Below are 18,493 nucleotides of genomic sequence, written 5' to 3'. Positions count from 1 at the left end.
AGGCCTTGACACTGCTGACTGGTCAGTCTTGTCGGGACTTTGCGACACGCGTATGCTCGGCGATTCGTCTGTCCAACAGCAAAAAAAGCGGAATGCCCACATGTCTGATTTGAAAACTGCCGCTCTCGAATACCATGCCCAGCCACGTCCAGGCAAACTGAGTGTCGAGCTTACCAAACCTACCGCTACTGCCCGCGATCTAGCGCTGGCATACAGCCCGGGTGTAGCCGAACCAGTGCGCGAAATCGCCCGCGACCCTGAACTGGCCTACAAGTACACCGGCAAGGGCAACCTGGTAGCCGTGATCTCTGATGGCACCGCTATCCTGGGCCTGGGTAATCTCGGCCCATTGGCCTCCAAACCTGTTATGGAAGGCAAAGGCGTGTTGTTCAAGCGCTTTGCCGGTATCGATGTTTTCGACATCGAAGTTGATTCCGAGAGCCCACAGGCTTTCATCGACACCGTAAAACGCATCTCCATCACCTTCGGCGGCATCAACCTCGAAGACATCAAGGCACCTGAGTGCTTTGAGATCGAACGTGCTCTGATCGAGCAGTGCGATATCCCTGTATTCCATGATGACCAGCACGGCACCGCTATCGTGACCGCGGCCGGCATGATCAACGCCCTGGAAATCGCTGGCAAAACCCTGGCGCAAGCCAAGATCGTTTGCCTGGGCGCCGGTGCTGCTGCCATCTCCTGCATGAAATTGCTGGTGAGCATGGGCGCAACCATCGAAAACATCTACATGATCGACCGTACCGGTGTGATCCACTCCGGCCGTGACGACCTGAACCAGTACAAGTCGGCATTCGCCCATGCTACCGAGAAGCGCACCCTGGCTGATGCCATGGACGGCGCAGACGTGTTCGTTGGCCTGTCGGGTCCGAACCTGCTGAGCGCTGAAGACTTGCTGCGCATGGCGCCTAACCCGATCGTGTTCGCGTGCTCGAACCCGGATCCGGAAATCTCCCCGGAGCTGGCTCACGCCACCCGTAACGACGTGATCATGGCCACTGGCCGTTCGGACTACCCGAACCAGGTCAACAACGTGCTGGGCTTCCCTTTCATCTTCCGTGGTGCCCTGGACGTTCGCGCCAAGCGCATCAACGAAGAAATGAAAATCGCTGCAGCCAACGCATTGCGTGAACTGGCCAAACTGCCAGTGCCACAAGAAGTGTGTGACGCTTACGGCGGTATCAAGCTGGAATTCGGTCGTGAATACATCATCCCGAAACCAATGGATGCACGCCTGATCACTCTGATCTCCGATGCAGTGGCCAAGGCTGCCATCGAGACCGGTGTTGCAACCCTGCCATACCCGAAAAACTACCCGCTCAAAAGCGTGGATGACGTCTTCAACGGCTAAGGCTGTGTAGCGTCATAAAAAAGCCCCGGCGCTGTAAAGCGTCGGGGCTTTTTTGTTTTCTGCGAAACGGGCACGAAAGGATCTACAAAATAAGCCTAACCCTTCTACAAAATAGGAATTGTCTTACATTAATTTTTTCGAGCCTCCGTTAATTTCATTCCTTTGTTCCGAGGGGAGCCTGTTCTGAATTCTGAAGAATTCTGAAGTGTGCCCTCTGTTTTATAGGACGTTTTATAGGAATCACGGATGTTCACTCGCCTTCGTCAAAGCCGTTACAGTCAGACCCGCTTTCAACTGATTGACGACCAGGGGGTGAGTACCGCCTATGCAGGGCTGGCCTTTGAGCTGGTTGATCAGCGAGGTAGACGGCACGGCGGTCGTCTGGATGCCTCGGGGGTTGGCAGGGTGCGCAAGGGCGTTGAAGGGCCATTTGCGCTTATGTTCAGGCAGTTGCATGACGCCAGCAATGGCCTGTATTCGCGGTTGATGGGTCGAACGCATTACCCTCTCAAGATCACCGAGCTTCAGGTCAGGGCGGAGCGCACCCGCTTCCTCGACAGGAGCGGTGCGCGCCCGCAGAGCAAGCCGCCATGCATTGATCCCGACAGTGACTATTACCAGATTGAAGTGCGGCATCTGGTCGAGCATGTTTCTCATTTGCCGCCTGAGGACGGGAGCCTGTTCCCGGTCGAGCGTGGCCCGCTCGGTGTGCATATTGCAGAGGGGCGTCATACGGTGCTGCAGGTGCGTCCCTTGCGGGCCTTGTGCCCGCTGCTGTCCACGGACCCGCAGTTTTGTGCGCTCAATCTCTATCAATTGGCGTTGATGGCCACCCTGGGCAACTGCTCATTTGATGGGCCGGCCCGCATGTCGCGTGTGCAAGATCCCTTTGGGGAGGCAAGCATGATGGGCTGGCGGGCCAGCCCGGAACAGGCAAAGTCCTATTACCCTTTATATGAAGATGTGCCGTATTCGGCGCGTTTGGAAATTGTGCCTTTCGACCCCGTGCTGTACCCGGCCAATGACCCGCTTTGCGGAATGGCTCAGGAAACTCCGTCTTCAGTGCATTATCGCGGAGATATCCGTTTTGGGGCTCAAGGCGCAGGTGCACAAGTTTTTGTGAGCCATAACGATAAAGTTGTCTTGGTTGCCGTTCATAGCACCTGTACCTGGTCTGATTTGTCACAGGATGCAGAGGCCCCTCAAGTACCCTTTGAAGAGGGTGAGGGCCAGGTACATGGCGGTTTTTACGACGCCGCCAGGCAGGCTTACGAGCTTGTCGACAGGTACATGGACAAGTTCCACTGGGGGCAAGCCGTACTGATTTGCGGACACAGCCAGGGCGGGGCTATCGGTTTGATCCTTGCCCAAATGTTGATCCAGCTGAGGGCCTGTGAGGTGCAGCTCTACACGTACGGAGCCCCTCGCGCAGCGGACGCAACCTTTGTTCGCGCGGCACAGGGGCTGGTGCATCAACGCATGGTTAACCATAACGATCCTGTCCCCGGGGTGCCCGGCAGCTGGATGAGCCGCCCATTGTCGGCCTGTTGTGCAGGCACGGTACTCAGTTTCGTGAATGTACCCGCAGGTTTTGGCGTGTTTGTGGCGGGCCTGAGCCGTTTGCTCGCAGAGCCTTATCAGCATCACGGAACCTTGCGCCACTTTATGCCGCTGGAGTTTGCTCAGGAGATGAGGTCGCATGTCCTGTGGGATCCGCTTAGCAAGACGATCACCCAGCATGCCGTCAGCCATGCGGTACTTGAGCAAAACAGTGCAGCACCCGAATCAGAGGGGGGGCTCAAGCCACGGGTCGATGCAGGCCAGCCGTTTATGATCGACAGTTATATTCCCAGTTGCTGGGCGGTTTTGCGCCGCAGCCAGCAAGCGCTGCAGGCCCGGTGTTCACTGGTGACCGAGCGTGAGGTGTTGTTCGTGGATCAGGCGCTTGAACACGTCGCGCAGCAACTGCGGGTTAAGTACCGTGAGGTAATGACCTGTGCGGGCGGTACGTTTGAAGAGCAGGTAGAAGCCATGAACCTGCTCATGCGCGAAATGAGCAATGTCCATAAAACCCGCAAGCGCTTGTACCTGCTGAGGTTTCGGGTGCCGACCTGGGCAGATGTGTATGGGCAGTATGCGCAACAGCCCGGTGTGCTGGCTGAAAGTCTGGAGCGCTGGGAGTCTCACAGCGAGAGCACGCGTATCGATCAACTGGCGATGGCGCCGATCGATGAGCTGTTTGCAGGGGGTGTGCCTGTGGATCACCTGCTTGCTTGAGCCTGCCAGGCTGCACGTTGCAAGCGCCCAGGCGCTCTGCAACGTGCAGCCCTGTTGATCAGAACAGGTCTATTGGGGCGCCGTCATCTGCCGGCAGCGGGCTGCCCGGTGCTACGTTGTTGCCCAGTTCGCTGTTGGTGGGCGGTGTGTCTTCGCTCTTGAACAGTTCAAAGTAGGCGCCAGGCGTGCCTGGAGACGCGATACGGCCGCTGGACGGATCAATCCGCAAGCTGAGGATGCCTTCGGGTTCTGGCTGCGTATGCGCAGGCTTGTCTTTGAGCGCGCCCCCCATGTACGTCATCCAGATCGGCAGCGCGACGGTGCCGCCGTATTCGCGACGGCCCAGGCTTTCGGGCTGATCGAAACCGGTCCAAACAGTGGTCACATAGTCGGCGTTGTATCCTGAGAACCACGCATCCTTGGACTCGTTGGTCGTACCGGTTTTACCTGCCAGATCGGTGCGGCCCAGCGCCAGGGCGCGGCGGCCGGTGCCGAGCTTGATCACGTCCTGCAGCATGCTGGTGAGGATGTACGTGGTGCGCCCGTCGACAATCCGCTCGGCTACTGCTTGCGTCTCGACAGTGGGCAGGCCCGGTGCGGCATTGATGGTGTCAACGATCAGCGCTGCGGCTTCAGGCGGCACATCCTTGCTGTCGGCTTTAGGCACGCTTGGCGGGTTGGCCACGAACAGGGTCTCGCCATTGCGGCTTTCGATTTTGTCGATCAGATACGGCGTGATCTTGTAGCCGCCGTTGGCGAATGTACTCCAGCCGGTGGCAATCTCCATTGGCGTCAGGGTGGCAGTACCCAGGGCCAGCGACAGGTTGCGCGGCAAGTCCTGTTTGTTGAAACCGAACTTGCTGATGTAGTCGACGGTGCGGTCGACACCCAGGCTTTGCAGCAAGCGGATGGAGACCAGGTTGCGCGACTTGTACAGTGCTTCACGCACGCGGATCGGGCCGAGGAAGGTGTTGGTGTCGTTCTTCGGGCGCCAGACCTTGTCCAGATATTCATCGACAAACACGATGGGTGCGTCGTTGACCAGGGTGGCGGCGGTGTAGCCATTATCCAGTGCGGCGCTGTAGATGAATGGTTTGAAACTGGAGCCCGGTTGGCGCTTGGCCTGCATCGCCCGGTTGTAGTTGCTTTGCTCAAAGGCGAAACCGCCCACCAGCGCGCGAATGGCGCCGTTGTCCGGATCCAGGGATACCAGTGCGCCTTGCACGGTGGGCACCTGGCTGAATTTGTAGCTGCCGTCGGTCTGCGGTTGTACGCGAATCAGATCACCGACCTGGGCGACATCCGAAGGCTGTTTGGGCATCGGCCCCATGCTGTTGGTGTTGAGGAACTTGCGTGCCCATTTCATGGTGTTCCAGGCGACGTGCGCCTCACCGGTGCGAGTCAGTACTTGAATGCCATCCTTGTCGACCTGGGTCACGATGGCCGGTTCAAGACCGCTGATCGGGCGCTGCTTGGCCAGTTCCTGAGTCCATACGGCCAGGGTCTTGCCCGGCAGGCGTGACTCGGGGCCACGGTAGCCGTGACGCTGGTCGTAGGCAATCAGGCCTTCATGAACGGCGGTGTTGGCCAGTTCCTGAAGGTCACTCGGCACCGTGGTAGTCACACGGAAGCCTTCGGTGTACGCCTCGCTGCCATAACGGCCGACCATTTCGGCACGGGCCATTTCGGCGATGTAGGGGGCGCTCACTTCCGGCGTTGGCACGTGATAGCTGGCGTTGACCGGCTCGGCGATCGCCGCTTGATAGCTGGCCTGATCGATTTTACCCAGCTTGTACATACGCCCCAGGATCCAGTCGCGGCGCTCTTTGCTGCGCACCGGGTTGGCCAGCGGGTTAAACCGTGAAGGGGCTTTGGGCAGGCCGGCGATCATCGCCATCTGCGCCAGGCTCAGGTCGCGGATCGATTTGCCGTAGTAAACCTGAGCTGCGGATTCGATACCGTAAGCGCGGTTGCCCAGGTAAATCTTGTTCACGTACAGCTCAAGGATCTCGTCCTTGGTCAGCTCGCGTTCAATTTCGAGAGCCAGCAGGATTTCGTTGGTCTTGCGCGAAAAGCTTCGCTCGCTGGAGAGGAAATAGTTCTTCGCCACCTGCATGGTGATGGTGCTGCCACCTGATTGTATGTGTCCGCTTTTTACCAACTGGGTAGCGGCACGCATCAGGCTGCTGGGGTCGACCCCGTAATGATTGGCGAAATTGTCATCTTCTGCAGAAAGCAGGGCATTGATGAAATTGGGCGGAATGTCGGCGAACTTGATCGGTGAGCGGCGCATTTCGCCAAACTCTGCGATCAACTTTCCGTCGCTGGTGTAGACCCGCAAAGGAATCTGCAACTGGATGCTTCTCAACGACTCTACAGACGGCAAGCCAGGACTAAGATAGAGAAACGCGCCGCTCAACACGAGCAACAGCCCGCAGAACACGGCAACGAAAGACCACCCGAAAAACTTCAGCAGACGAATCAAGGCTTTTGGATTTCCAGATCAAGAAATGGGTTTGCACGTCAGGGTAGTGCGCAGTTGCGCCGGGTCGACGATACGGAAAAAACGCCCGGCATTATAAGCATTTTTCGCTCATGAACGTCATGAGCCGCATGTCAGAACAGGTTTTGAACGGATCTCATTTTTTACCCTCCGTAAGTTACGGATTGCATTAGGGAAAACAAAGGTGCCCGGATTATTTCCTCAAACACGTCAGCGCTGTGTCGGCGTACAAATCGGCCAGCAGTCGATCAAGCTCGTCGAGCTGAGCCGTTCACAGGGCCGGTTCAAGCTACAGTCCTATGCCATGGAACCCCTGCCAGCCGGGCTTGTGAATGATCAGACCGGCGCAGAGGCCAAAAGTGTCGTCCAAGTGCTTCTCAGGGCGCTGGAAAAGGCCCAGGTAATCGCCAGGGACGCCATTATCGCGATGCCCGATGGTCAGGTTATCTGCAAAAGCCTGGAGGTGGAGGCAGGCTTGAGCGAAGTCGAGCTTGAGTTTCATGTGCGGTTTGAGGCTGAGCAGTACATACCTTATGCACTGGATGACATGGCACTGGATTTTGAGCTCCAGGATCACCCGTCGAACCATACCGGGCCGGCCCGCGTGCTGATGGTGGCGTGCCGCCAGGAAGCGCTGGAGTGGCATTGTTCGGTCTTGACCGGTGCGGGATTGGTCCCGCGGGTGGTTGCCGTGCAGGCTCATGCCCTGGTGCGGGGCGTTGAGGCAATGACTGCAGGCCAGGCACTGAACGGGGCCGTGGCAGTGGTCGATTTTGCACCCCATGCAATCCTGCTGAGCATCGTGCAGCAGGGTCAGGTCATTTACGTCCGTGAGCTGCTTTGCGGGCAGGCCACTGCAAGGGCGCAAGCATTCAAAACCACGATTGTCGAAGAGCTGGAGCGAGAGCTTGGGCTGTTTGCCGACTCCGGAGTTGATGGGCGGATCGGCCTGATCGTATTGGCCGGTGAGGCTGCCATGGATCCGCTGCTGGCTCAGCGGGTTGAATCCCGTCTTGGCACGCCGACACGCATCGCCAACCCGTTTGCGCTGATGGACCTCGATCCCTCACTCACCTCTGAAGCCTTGCTTTGCGATGCCCCTGTGTTGTTGACTGCCTGCGGTCTGGCCTTGAGGGGGTTTGATTAATGGCGAGAATCAATTTGTTGCCCTGGCGCGCGTTGTTGCGTGAAAAGCGGCGCAAACGTTTTTTGATGGTGCTGGTGGCCCTGTCTTTGCTGGCGGTGGCCGGCCTGTTTGCTGCTGACCACTTTATCGACACCTTGGTAGAGGAGCAGATGGAGCGCAATGACCTGATCCGCAGTACCACGTTCCAGCTGGATGGGCGTGCGGAGCAGATCGACCAGTTGAAAGTGCGCCGGGAGCAATTGCTTGAACGCATGCAAACCATAGGCATGTTGCAGAGCAGCCGGTCGAGCAGCGGGATCATTTTGGAGCAATTGGCGCGCAGCTTGCCGGAAGGTGTGCATTTCACCGACGTGAAAATGACCGAGGGCACCATTGTCATCACGGGGATTGCCCAGTCCAACAACCTTGTCGCCCAGCTGATGCGAAATCTCGATGCTTCGCACTGGCTGGATACGCCGCAACTCAATGACGTCAAGGCAGACCCTGCCCAGGCAGGCGGGCAGGAGCGCCTGTTTCAGATGACGGTGCGTGAGGCCCGACATACCCCTTCCGGGGGGGCATTGTGATACCTGCGCACTGGCTCTTTAGCCTGCGCAATTTCGACCTGCGCGAACTGGCCCCGGGTAACATGGGCGCCTGGTCGCCAGCCCGCAAAACAACCGTGGCTCTGGTGTGGCTGGGCCTGGTGCTGGTGTCGGGTCATGCGCTGCTGCTTCAACTGCCTTCTTCCCGGCTGCAACAGTTGCACGAGACTCAAACCACGCTGAAGGCGGAGTTTGAATCCAGGGTCGCACAGGTTGCCAATATGGATGCTTATGTGATGCAAGTTCACAGGCTGGAAGCCGGGTTCAGTGCGTTGCTCAAACAACTCCCCGCTCAGGCACAAGTGCCCGAATTGCTGGATGAGATTTCGCGGTTGGGTCTGAGCAATGGTCTGCTGGTCGAGCACATTCAGTGGCTCCCTGAAGTCCTGCAAACGTTCTATGCCGAACTGCCACTGCAGATGACCCTCGTCGGGGGCTATCACGAACTTGGCCTCTTCGTCAGCGCCATGGCCAGCCTGCCGCGCATTGTCACCTTGCATGACCTCAGCCTTGCGCCGAGCAACGGTACCGGTGACGGTCAACTGCGCATGACGCTGCTGGCAAAGGCCTACCGAACCACGATCAAGGACTGATCCCATGGGTGTTTGTTTGCGAGTGTTTGGCGCCGGATTGCTGGCAAGCCTGGCAGGGTGTGACAGCCCGCAGACTACCGCAGACCTGCACAGTTATTTACAGGCTACGCAGGGGCATGCGAGCAACGCCATTGAGCCGCTTCCCGTGATCAGTGTCGGGCCTGTGTTTGCCTATGGGTCGATGGGTTTGCGCAATCCTTTTCAGGCTATAGGGGGGGGAGGGGACGGCAGTTGGCAGGTCAGCCTTGCCGGCGATGAACTTGACGCGGACCGGCCCCGGCAGTTTCTGGAAGGCTTTGATCTGGAGCAGTTCGAGATGGTTGGCATGCTGTCCAGTGAATCGCAGGCAAATGCCTTGCTGCGGGCCAATGGTGTTATTCATCGCTTGAAAGTGGGGGATTACCTGGGGCGCAACAATGGCCAGATTGCTTCGATCCAGGCGCACCAGATTGAAGTATTTGAACTGATTTCCGATGGTCGGGGCGGTTGGTTGGAAAGGTCCCTGACGATTCCTTTAAATCAACAGTCTTAACGGATAAACACCATGAAAAGGATTTCACCGGTCTGCGTACTGGCGCTATGGAGTGCGCTGAATTCGCAGTCAATGCTGGCGGCTGGGCAGGCCGCGCCATCATCCGTCAAGCGCTCGCAGTATGTGGGCGAGCCCATGTCCCTGAGCGTGCAGAATCTTGATGTACGCACGGTACTGCAATCGCTGGCGGATTTTACCGGGTTCAACCTGATGGTCAGCGACACCGTAAAGGGCAGCATAACCCTCAGTTTGCAGGATGTGCCTTGGGATCAGGCGCTGGAGCTGGTGCTTGAGAGCAAGGGGTTGGGCAAGCGTCTTGAAGGTAATGTGTTGTTGATCGCGCCCCTGGAAGAGATCGCAGCCCGCGAGCGCCCTGAGCCTGCGCCTTTGCGTCGGGAGTTGGTGCAAGTCAATTACGCCAGGGCGGCAGATATCGTCATGCTGTTCCAGTCAGTGACCGGCGGGCAGCCCGGCATCGAGGGGCAGGGCACGATCACGGTGGATGAACGCACCAATACCATCATTGCTTATGAATCGAGTGAACGGCTGGAGGAGCTGCGGCGCATCGTGGCTCAACTGGACGTGCCAGTGCGTCAGGTGATGATCGAAGCCTGGATTGTCGAGGCAGGCGTGGACTTCGAAAAAAGCCTGGGTGTGCGTTGGGGGGGGAGCGCTAAACAATGGTGGCCTCTGGAAAGCCGGTGGTATTACCCAGCCTGCGGCGTCCGGGGCTGCCCCGGGCAACGTTAGTGCGCCCTTTGTTGATTTGGGTGTTTCGCGAAATACCTCGGGCTTGGGCATCGCCTTCATCACCAACAATGTGTTGCTGGACCTGGAACTGACGGCCATGGAAAAAACCGGTAATGGGGAAATTATCTCGCAACCCAAAGTGGTTACTGCGGATAAGGAAACCGCCAAAATTCTTAAAGGCACCCAAATTCCTTACCAGCAGGCCAGCAAAACCGGGGCTACATCGGTTTCGTTCAAGGAAGCCTCATTGTCACTGGAGGTGACGCCGCAAATCACTCCGGACAACAGCGTCATCATGGCCGTCGTAGTGACCAAGGATGAGCCCGATTACATGAGCAGGCTGCAGGATGTACCGCCCATCAAGAAGAACGAGGTCAGGGCCAAGGTGCTGGTCAAGGACGGTGAAACCATCGTGATTGGGGGAGTGTTCTCAAAAACTCAAAGCAAAGTGGTAGATAAAGTGCCATTTTTAGGCGATCTGCCGTATGTTGGCCGACTTTTCCGTAGAGACGTTGTCCTGGAAAAAAAATCCGAACTGCTGGTGTTCCTGACTCCGCGTATCATGAACAACCAGGCGATTGCTGTGAGTCATTGATTCTGTGCGAAATTTGATTCTTGTTGGGCCAATGGGGGCTGGAAAAAGCACCATCGGACGTTTGCTGGCCAAAGAGCTGCACCTGCCGTTCAAAGATTCCGATAAGGAAATTGAAGTGCGCACGGGTGCCAATATCCCGTGGATCTTCGATAAAGAAGGCGAGCCGGGCTTTCGCGATCGTGAAACAGCCATGATTGTCGAGCTGTGCCATGAAAATGGCATTGTGCTGGCCACCGGTGGTGGCGCGGTCATGCGCCCGGAAAACCGGCAAGCCCTGCGCAATGGTGGGCGCGTGGTGTATTTGCACGCCTCCATCGAGCAGCAGGTGGCGCGCACCTCCCGTGATCGCAACCGGCCACTGCTGCGCAATGCCAACCCGGAAAAAATCCTGCGCGACCTGCTGGCTGTGCGCGACCCGCTTTATCGTGAAATTGCTGACCTGGTGGTTGAAACCGATGAGCGGCCGCCGCGCATGGTGGTGCTCGATATCCTCGAGCGCCTGGCCCAGCTTCCTCCCCGGTAGTCGCTGCACAGACCATTAAAGTGCGATACGAAATGCGCTATTCTCGGCGCCGAGCATGCCTTTTTACGGCATGCCATCACTTGATAATTGCGAAGCAGGGCGCTGGCGCCGTGCTTCAACGCGGGGTTTCATGCAGACAGTGAAGGTTGATCTAGGCGAGCGTAGCTACCCGATTCATATTGGCGAAGGTTTGTTGGATCAGCCGCAGTTGCTGGCTCCGCATATCGCCGGGCGCCAGGTGGCGATTGTGACCAATACAACGGTCGCGCCACTCTATCTTGAGCGCTTGACGCGTAGCCTCGCGCAGTTCTCGGTGTTGCCGATCATCCTGCCCGATGGCGAGTCGTTCAAGAATTGGGAAACCCTGCAGCTGATTTTCGATGGCCTGCTCACAGCACGTCATGATCGACGCACCACGGTGATAGCGTTGGGTGGCGGTGTTGTCGGTGACATGGCCGGTTTTGCTGCTGCTTGTTACCAGCGCGGAGTCGATTTTATCCAGGTGCCGACCACTTTGTTGTCCCAGGTCGATTCGTCCGTGGGCGGCAAAACCGGGATCAACCACCCTTTGGGCAAGAACATGATCGGTGCCTTCTATCAGCCCAACCTTGTGCTGATCGACACCCAGACCCTCAACACCCTGCCTGCCCGCGAATTGTCCGCGGGGCTGGCTGAAGTCATCAAATATGGCCTGATATGCGATGAGCCGTTCCTGACCTGGCTTGAAGACAACATGGATGCGCTGCGATCCCTGGACCAGGCGGCCCTGACTGCCGCGATCCAGCGTTCGTGCGCGGCCAAGGCTGAAGTGGTCGGCGCCGATGAGCGCGAAGCGGGTGTGCGTGCAACGCTCAACCTGGGGCATACCTTTGGCCATGCCATCGAAACCCATATGGGCTACGGCGTGTGGCTGCATGGCGAGGCCGTCGCTGCGGGCACCGTGATGGCACTGGAAATGTCTGCCCGCCTGGGCTGGATCACCGATGCCGAGCGTGATCGAGGTATCCGGATCTTTCAGCGTGCCGGTTTGCCAGTGGTGCCGCCCGTCGAAATGACCCCGGCCGACTTTATGCAACACATGGCAGTTGATAAAAAAGTGATCGACGGTCGTATGCGTCTGGTGCTGTTGCGCCGCATGGGCGAAGCCACAGTGACTGACGATTATCCACAAGAGGTTCTACAAGCCACGCTGGGTGCGGATTACCGCGCGCTGGCTCAGCTTAAAGGTTAATAAGATCCCGATGACTAGTTTGCATGCCGACGAGGCGTTCCTCGGTCACTTCCAGCTCACCCACGACCCCTTTGCACCGCGGGTTCCGGGCTTCAAGTTTTTCCCGGCCCAGCGCAAGCCGGTTCTGGGGCAGTTGCATCACCTTGCCCGCTACAGCCAGTTGCTGCTGGTGGTCACCGGGCCTGAGGGCAGCGGCAAAACCTTGCTGCGCCAGGCGTTGGTGGCGAGTACCAACAAGCAGTCGGTGCAAAGTGTCGTGGTCTCGGCGCGTGGGGCCGGCAATGCCGCCGGTATCCTGCAGCAAGTGGCGCAAACCCTGAATGTGGCGCGCCCTGACGTGGGCTCCATTCTGGCGCAAGTGGTGCAACTGGCGCTTACGGGGCAAGAGGTCTACCTGCTGGTCGATGATGCCGAACAGCTCGATGAGTCTGCGCTGCAAGCCTTGCTGGCGCTGGCTGCGGGTACGCCAGAGGGGCGTCCGCACGTGTTCTTGTTCGGTGAGCCGTCGATGATTGCCGGTCTTGAGGAGCTGAGCGCTGATGAAGAACGCTTCCATGTGGTCGACCTGCAGCCCTATGACCTCGAAGAAACCCGCGAATATCTGGCCCAGCGCCTTGAAGGTGCCGGGCGCGGGATCGAACTCTTTAGCGCTCAGCAGATCTCAGATATACACGAGAGCTCTGAAGGCTGGCCCGGGATTATCAACCAGGTCGCCCGTGATGCAATGATCGAAGCCATGATTGCCAGCCGCTCAGCGGTCAAGCGTCCAAGTATGGGGTTCAAGATGCCGAAGAAACACGTATTGGCCATTGGTGCAGTAGTGGTAGTGGCTGTCGCTGCTGCCGTTTTGATTCCGGGCCGTGGCAAGGCGCCTGTTGCGCCGGATGCTGAACAGACACAGCTGGGGCAGGCCACACCCAATGGCGGGGCCAAGCCGTCGGTGGATTTCGCCGGTTCTTCGCAGCCGATGCCGTTGCCGTTGGTGGGGCAGTCTCAGCCGGTGATGCGTGGTCCGCTGGCTGAAGCGGCCGGTGGTATCTCCGAGGGCGACGATGGCGGTGTGCCTGCGGTCGACGGCGGCGTTGCTTCGCCACCGACCGTCACCACCACCGCGCCACCGGTTGGCGTGCCAGCGGGCCCTGCGCCCGTAGCCACGCCACGCCCGGCACCAGCACCGGCACCTACCGTGGCCACGGCCAAGCCTGCGCCAGTGGCCAAGCCTGCCCCGGCCCCGGCAGCCAAACCAGTGGTCAAACCGGCCGAGAAGCCGGTTAGCCTGGCCAAGGCCGCACCAGGCGGTAGCTGGTACGCCAGCCAGCCTGCCAATAACTATGTGGTGCAGATCGTCGGCACCAGCTCTGAAGCGTCTGCGCAAAATGTCGCCAAAGAACTGGGCGGTGATGCTCGTTACTTCAAGAAAACCTTGAATGGCAAGCCGCTGTACGTCGTCACCTATGGCAACTTCCCAAGCCATGCTGCAGCAACTGCAGCAATCAAGAACTTGCCAGCGAAGACGCAGGCTGGTAAACCTTGGCCTCGCACTGTCGCCAGCGTCCAAAAAGAGCTGGCTGCAGCTCGCTGATGATCCGGCGACCTTACCCAGGTCGCCGTTCTAGTCCATCAAAAATCCTGCTTGTGCATGCGGCCTTAACAGCCGTGTGCCTTGTGGTGTCTGCGCCGTGTAGCAGTCAACATCAAAAATGTTTTGACTAGCACGAGCAATCGCTTTAAACCTTTCATAAATGCGACATGAATTTACGGTATAACGCCGCTTAATTTGTGGGTCTTTGTGACGGTGTGTAGAATGACCACCCTTTTGCCCCTGCCAAGCTGGCGTACGTTCAGCGCGGGAAGCAAGTGGTTGAATTAAAAGAAATTTGCCCTTTTTAAGGGCAGCCTGGTGAGAAAGTGTCTATGAAAGCAGGTCTGTACCACCCCGATGAATTCAAGGATAACTGTGGTTTCGGCCTGATTGCCCATATGCAGGGCGAACCCAGTCATACCCTTCTGCAAACCGCCATTGAAGCCCTGACCTGCATGACCCACCGCGGTGGGATCAACGCAGACGGCAAGACCGGTGACGGTTGTGGCCTGCTGATTCAAAAGCCTGACCTGTTCCTGCGTGCAACCGCCAAGGAGCAGTTCGGTACCGATTTGCCCAAGCAATACGCGGTCGGCATGGTGTTTTTCAACCAGGATCCGATCAAGGCCGAGGCGGCCCGCGACAACATGAATCGCGAGATCCTTGCCGCTGGCCTGCAACTGGTGGGCTGGCGCAAAGTGCCCATCGATACCAGCGTTCTGGGTCGTCTGGCGCTGGAGCGTCTGCCGCAGATCGAGCAAGTGTTTATTGGTGGGGACGGCCTGAGCGATCAGGATATGGCCATCAAACTGTTCAGTGCCCGTCGCCGTTCCTCGGTGTCCAACGCGGCAGACAGCGATCACTACATCTGCAGCTTTTCCCACAAGACCATCATTTATAAAGGCCTGATGATGCCGGCGGACCTCACCGCCTTCTATCCGGACCTGAGCGATGAGCGCCTGCAAACCGCGATCTGCGTGTTCCATCAGCGCTTCTCCACCAATACCCTGCCGAAATGGCCGCTGGCTCAGCCATTCCGCTTTCTCGCCCACAACGGCGAAATCAACACCATCACCGGTAACCGCAACTGGGCCCAGGCCCGTCGCACCAAGTTTGCCAACGATCTGATCGGTGACCTCGACGAACTCGGCCCGCTGGTCAACCGCGTGGGTTCGGACTCCTCCAGCATGGACAATATGCTGGAGCTGATGGTCACCGGCGGTATCGACCTGTTCCGTGGCGTACGCATGCTGATTCCACCGGCGTGGCAGAACGTTGAAACCATGGACCCCGACCTGCGGGCGTTCTATGAGTACAACTCCATGCACATGGAACCGTGGGACGGCCCCGCCGGCGTGGTAATGACCGACGGTCGCTACGCGGTCTGCCTGCTTGACCGTAACGGCCTGCGCCCTGCGCGCTGGGTGACCACCACCAACGGCTATATCACCATTGCCTCGGAAATCGGCGTATGGGACTACAAGCCTGAGGACGTGATCGCCAAAGGCCGTGTCGGCCCTGGCCAGATCCTGGCCGTGGACACCGAAACCGGTCAGGTGCTGGACACTGACTCGATCGACAACCGCCTCAAGTCGCGCCACCCGTACAAGCAATGGCTGCGCAAGAATGCCCTGCGCATTCAGGCGACCATGGAAGACAACGACCACGGTTCGGCGTTTTACGACGTCGATCAGCTCAAGCAATACATGAAGATGTATCAGGTCACGTTCGAAGAGCGCGACCAGGTGCTGCGTCCGTTGGGCGAGCAAGGCTACGAAGCCGTAGGTTCGATGGGGGACGACACGCCAATGGCCGTGCTGTCCCAGCGTGTGCGAACACCTTACGATTACTTCCGCCAGCAGTTTGCGCAGGTCACCAACCCGCCGATCGACCCGCTGCGTGAAGCCATCGTCATGTCGCTGGAAATCTGCCTCGGTGCCGAGCGCAACATCTTCCAGGAATCCCCTGAGCACGCTTCCCGTGTGATTCTCAGTTCGCCCGTGATCTCGCCTGCAAAATGGCGCTCGCTGATGAACCTCGACCTGCCGGGCTTTGAGCGTCAGATCATTGACCTCAACTACGACGAAAGCGTCGGTCTTGAAGCGGCTGTGCGCAATATCGCCGATCAGGCCGAAGAAGCAGCGCGCGCTGGTCGCACCCAGATCGTTCTGAGCGACCGTCATATCGCGCCGGGCAAGTTGCCGGTTCACGCCTCTTTGGCTGTGGGCGCCGTGCATCACCGCCTGACCGAAAAAGGCCTGCGTTGCGACAGCAACATTCTGGTTGAAACCGCTACTGCCCGTGACCCGCATCACTTTGCGGTGCTGATCGGCTTCGGTGCCTCGGCGGTCTATCCGTTCCTGGCCTACGAAGTGCTGGGCGACCTGATCCGCACCGGTGAAGTACTGGGCGACCTCTATGAGGTGTTCAAGAACTACCGCAAAGGCATCACCAAAGGTCTGCTCAAGATCCTCTCGAAAATGGGCATATCGACCATCGCTTCGTACCGTGGTGCGCAGCTGTTCGAAGCCATCGGCCTGTCCGAAGAAATTTGCGAACTGAGCTTCCGTGGCGTGCCAAGCCGCATCAAGGGCGCACGTTTCGTCGACCTTGAAGCCGAGCAAAAGCTGCTGGCAGCCGAGGCCTGGAGTGCGCGCAAGCCCATCCAGCAAGGCGGCCTGCTCAAGTACGTGCATGGTGGTGAATACCATGCCTACAACCCTGACGTGGTGGCCACCCTGCAAGCCGCCGTGCAGCAGGGCGACTACAGCAAATTCAAGGAATACACCGCACTGGTCGACCAGCGTCCAGTGTCTATGATCCGCGATCTGTTCAAGGTCAAGACCCTCGATACCCCGCTGTCGATCGACGATATCGAACCGCTGGACTCGATCCTCAAGCGTTTCGACTCAGCCGGTATTTCCCTGGGCGCCTTGTCGCCAGAGGCTCACGAAGCCCTGGCTGAAGCCATGAACCGCTTGGGCGCACGCTCCAACTCCGGTGAAGGCGGCGAAGACCCGGCGCGTTACGGCACCATCAAGAGTTCGAAGATCAAGCAAGTGGCCACTGGTCGTTTCGGTGTGACACCGGAATACCTGGTCAACGCTGAAGTGCTGCAAATCAAGGTTGCTCAAGGCGCCAAGCCGGGCGAGGGCGGGCAACTGCCGGGCGGCAAGGTCAACGGCCTGATCGCCAAACTGCGCTACGCCGTACCGGGTGTGACCCTGATTTCGCCACCGCCGCACCACGACATCTACTCCATTGAAGACTTGTCGCAGCTGATCTTTGACTTGAAACAAGTCAACCCGAAAGCACTGGTGTCGGTGAAACTGGTAGCTGAAGCGGGCGTAGGTACCATCGCCGCTGGCGTGGCCAAGGCCTATGCCGACTTGATTACCATCTCCGGTTATGACGGCGGCACCGGCGCTTCACCGCTGACCTCCATCAAGTACGCGGGCGCACCGTGGGAGCTCGGTTTGGCCGAAACCCACCAGACCCTGCGCGGCAATGACCTGCGCGGTAAAGTGCGGGTACAAACCGATGGTGGCCTGAAAACCGGTCTCGACGTGATCAAGGCAGCAATTCTGGGCGCTGAAAGCTTCGGCTTTGGCACCGCACCGATGATCGCCCTGGGCTGTAAATACCTGCGTATTTGCCACCTCAACAACTGCGCGACCGGGGTTGCGACGCAAAACGAATCGCTGCGTAAAAACCATTACATCGGCACCGTCGATATGGTGGTCAACTTCTTCACCTATGTGGCCGAAGAAACCCGCGAGTGGCTGGCCAAGCTGGGTGTGCGCACCCTGGAAGAGCTGATCGGGCGTACCGACCTGCTGGAAATTCTCCAGGGCGAGACTGCCAAACAGCACAACCTGGATCTCACGCCACTGCTGGGCAGTGACCATATCCCGGCCGACAAGCCGCAATTCTGCCAGGTAGACCGCAACCCTCCGTTCGACAAGGGCCTGCTGGCCGAGCAGATGCTCGACATGGCGCGTTCGGCGATCAACGACATGAGCGGCGCCGAGTTCGACCTCGACATCTGCAACTGCGATCGCTCCATCGGTGCGCGTATCTCGGGTGAAATCGCCCGTACCCACGGCAACCAGGGCATGGCCAAGGCACCGATCACCTTCCGCTTCAAAGGCACTGCCGGTCAGAGCTTTGGTGTGTGGAACGCCGGTGGCTTGCACATGTACCTGCAAGGCGATGCCAACGACTACGTAGGTAAAGGCATGACCGGCGGCAAGCTGGTGATAGTCCCGCCTGCAGGCAGCGTCTACAAAACTCAGGACAGCGCGATTGTCGGCAATACCTGCCTGTACGGCGCCACCGGCGGCAAGCTGTTTGCAGCGGGCACGGCGGGCGAGCGTTTCGCGGTGCGCAACTCCGGTGCCCACACCGTGGTGGAAGGCACAGGCGATCACTGCTGCGAATACATGACTGGCGGTTTTGTCTGTGTGCTGGGTAAAACCGGTTACAACTTCGGCTCGGGCATGACCGGCGGTTTCGCCTACGTGCTGGATCAGGACAACACCTTCGTCGACAAGGTTAACCACGAGCTGGTGGAAATCCAGCGGATCAGTGGCGAAGCGATGGAGGCCTACCGTAATCACCTGCAACACGTGCTGGACGAATACGTTGAGGAAACCAACAGCGAGTGGGGTCGCAACCTCTCGGAAAACCTCGATGATTACCTGCGTCGTTTCTGGATGGTCAAGCCCAAGGCTGCCAGCTTGAAATCGTTGCTTTCCAGCATCCGTGCCAACCCGCAGTGATATGCGCCTGAAAAGTTTGATGAGGT

General features: G+C 58.5%; 11 protein-coding genes and 1 pseudogene. 11 read left to right on the top strand and 1 reads right to left on the bottom strand.

The window, feature by feature from the left end; translation table 11 throughout:
* Positions 1-100 precede the first annotated feature (100 nt).
* Complete coding sequence (locus PPTH39_RS18770) at positions 101-1,369, top strand: malic enzyme-like NAD(P)-binding protein (RefSeq protein ID WP_095000845.1); 1,269 nt, start codon at positions 101-103, stop codon at positions 1,367-1,369.
* 246 nt (positions 1,370-1,615) lie between these two features.
* Positions 1,616-3,646: a lipase family protein gene (locus PPTH39_RS18765; RefSeq protein ID WP_232527661.1), complete on the top strand. Its 2,031-nt coding sequence runs from the start codon at positions 1,616-1,618 to the stop codon at positions 3,644-3,646.
* A 58-nt stretch (positions 3,647-3,704) separates the two neighbouring features.
* Here the strand turns inward: PPTH39_RS18765 and PPTH39_RS18760 are convergent, their stop codons facing one another.
* Entirely contained in the window at positions 3,705-6,128 is a 2,424-nt protein-coding gene (locus PPTH39_RS18760) for a penicillin-binding protein 1A (protein ID WP_416068820.1), read from the bottom strand.
* Positions 6,129-6,333: 205 nt separating this feature from the next.
* On the opposite strand from PPTH39_RS18760, the gene pilM reads away from it, so the two are divergent.
* The 9 genes and pseudogenes from pilM (at position 6,334) to gltB (ending at position 18,467) form a co-directional block, all read left to right on the top strand.
* Positions 6,334-7,296, top strand: a complete 963-nt coding sequence (pilM, locus tag PPTH39_RS18755) for a type IV pilus biogenesis protein PilM (protein WP_130872294.1) — start codon at positions 6,334-6,336, stop codon at positions 7,294-7,296.
* On the top strand, positions 7,296-7,862 hold the full coding sequence (locus tag PPTH39_RS18750) for a PilN domain-containing protein (RefSeq protein ID WP_095000848.1): 567 nt from the start codon (positions 7,296-7,298) through the stop codon (positions 7,860-7,862). Before pilM ends, PPTH39_RS18750 begins: the two co-directional genes overlap by 1 nt.
* Positions 7,859-8,473 carry a type IV pilus inner membrane component PilO gene (locus PPTH39_RS18745; protein ID WP_232527660.1) on the top strand — a complete coding sequence of 205 codons (615 nt, stop codon included), beginning with the start codon at positions 7,859-7,861 and terminating at the stop codon, positions 8,471-8,473. The genes PPTH39_RS18750 and PPTH39_RS18745 overlap by 4 nt, the downstream gene beginning before the upstream one ends.
* Positions 8,474-8,510: 37 nt before the next feature.
* Entirely contained in the window at positions 8,511-9,005 is a 495-nt protein-coding gene (locus PPTH39_RS18740; protein WP_232527659.1) for a pilus assembly protein PilP, read from the top strand.
* Positions 9,006-9,125: 120 nt separating this feature from the next.
* Positions 9,126-10,350, top strand: a pseudogene (locus PPTH39_RS18735) (type IV pilus secretin PilQ); the annotation flags it as partial.
* 4 nt (positions 10,351-10,354) lie between these two features.
* Entirely contained in the window at positions 10,355-10,873 is a 519-nt protein-coding gene (aroK, locus tag PPTH39_RS18730) for a shikimate kinase AroK (protein ID WP_029611693.1), read from the top strand.
* A 130-nt stretch (positions 10,874-11,003) separates the two neighbouring features.
* Entirely contained in the window at positions 11,004-12,104 is a 1,101-nt protein-coding gene (gene aroB / locus PPTH39_RS18725) for a 3-dehydroquinate synthase (RefSeq protein WP_095000851.1), read from the top strand.
* Between the two features lie 10 nt (positions 12,105-12,114).
* Positions 12,115-13,686 (top strand): AAA family ATPase, encoded by a 1,572-nt coding sequence (locus PPTH39_RS18720; RefSeq protein ID WP_095017725.1) that lies wholly within the window; start codon positions 12,115-12,117, stop codon positions 13,684-13,686.
* Between the two features lie 332 nt (positions 13,687-14,018).
* Positions 14,019-18,467, top strand: a complete 4,449-nt coding sequence (gene gltB, locus PPTH39_RS18710) for a glutamate synthase large subunit (RefSeq protein ID WP_095001092.1) — start codon at positions 14,019-14,021, stop codon at positions 18,465-18,467.
* Positions 18,468-18,493: the final 26 nt, after the last annotated feature.

Source organism: Pseudomonas bubulae, assembly GCF_900618535.1.
Taxonomy (GTDB): Bacteria; Pseudomonadota; Gammaproteobacteria; order Pseudomonadales; family Pseudomonadaceae; genus Aquipseudomonas; species Aquipseudomonas bubulae.
This window is presented reverse-complemented; position numbering and strand designations above follow the sequence as displayed.

What these genes read in the sequence shown, in the direction of transcription:
- PPTH39_RS18770 (WP_095000845.1), top strand. Translation starts at nt 101, where the DNA reads ATGTCTGATTTGAAAACTGCCGCTCTCGAATACCATGCCCAGCCACGT.
- PPTH39_RS18765 (WP_232527661.1), top strand. Translation starts at nt 1,616, where the DNA reads ATGTTCACTCGCCTTCGTCAAAGCCGTTACAGTCAGACCCGCTTTCAA.
- PPTH39_RS18750 (WP_095000848.1), top strand. Translation starts at nt 7,296, where the DNA reads ATGGCGAGAATCAATTTGTTGCCCTGGCGCGCGTTGTTGCGTGAAAAG.
- aroB (WP_095000851.1), top strand. Translation starts at nt 11,004, where the DNA reads ATGCAGACAGTGAAGGTTGATCTAGGCGAGCGTAGCTACCCGATTCAT.
- PPTH39_RS18720 (WP_095017725.1), top strand. Translation starts at nt 12,115, where the DNA reads ATGACTAGTTTGCATGCCGACGAGGCGTTCCTCGGTCACTTCCAGCTC.
- gltB (WP_095001092.1), top strand. Translation starts at nt 14,019, where the DNA reads ATGAAAGCAGGTCTGTACCACCCCGATGAATTCAAGGATAACTGTGGT.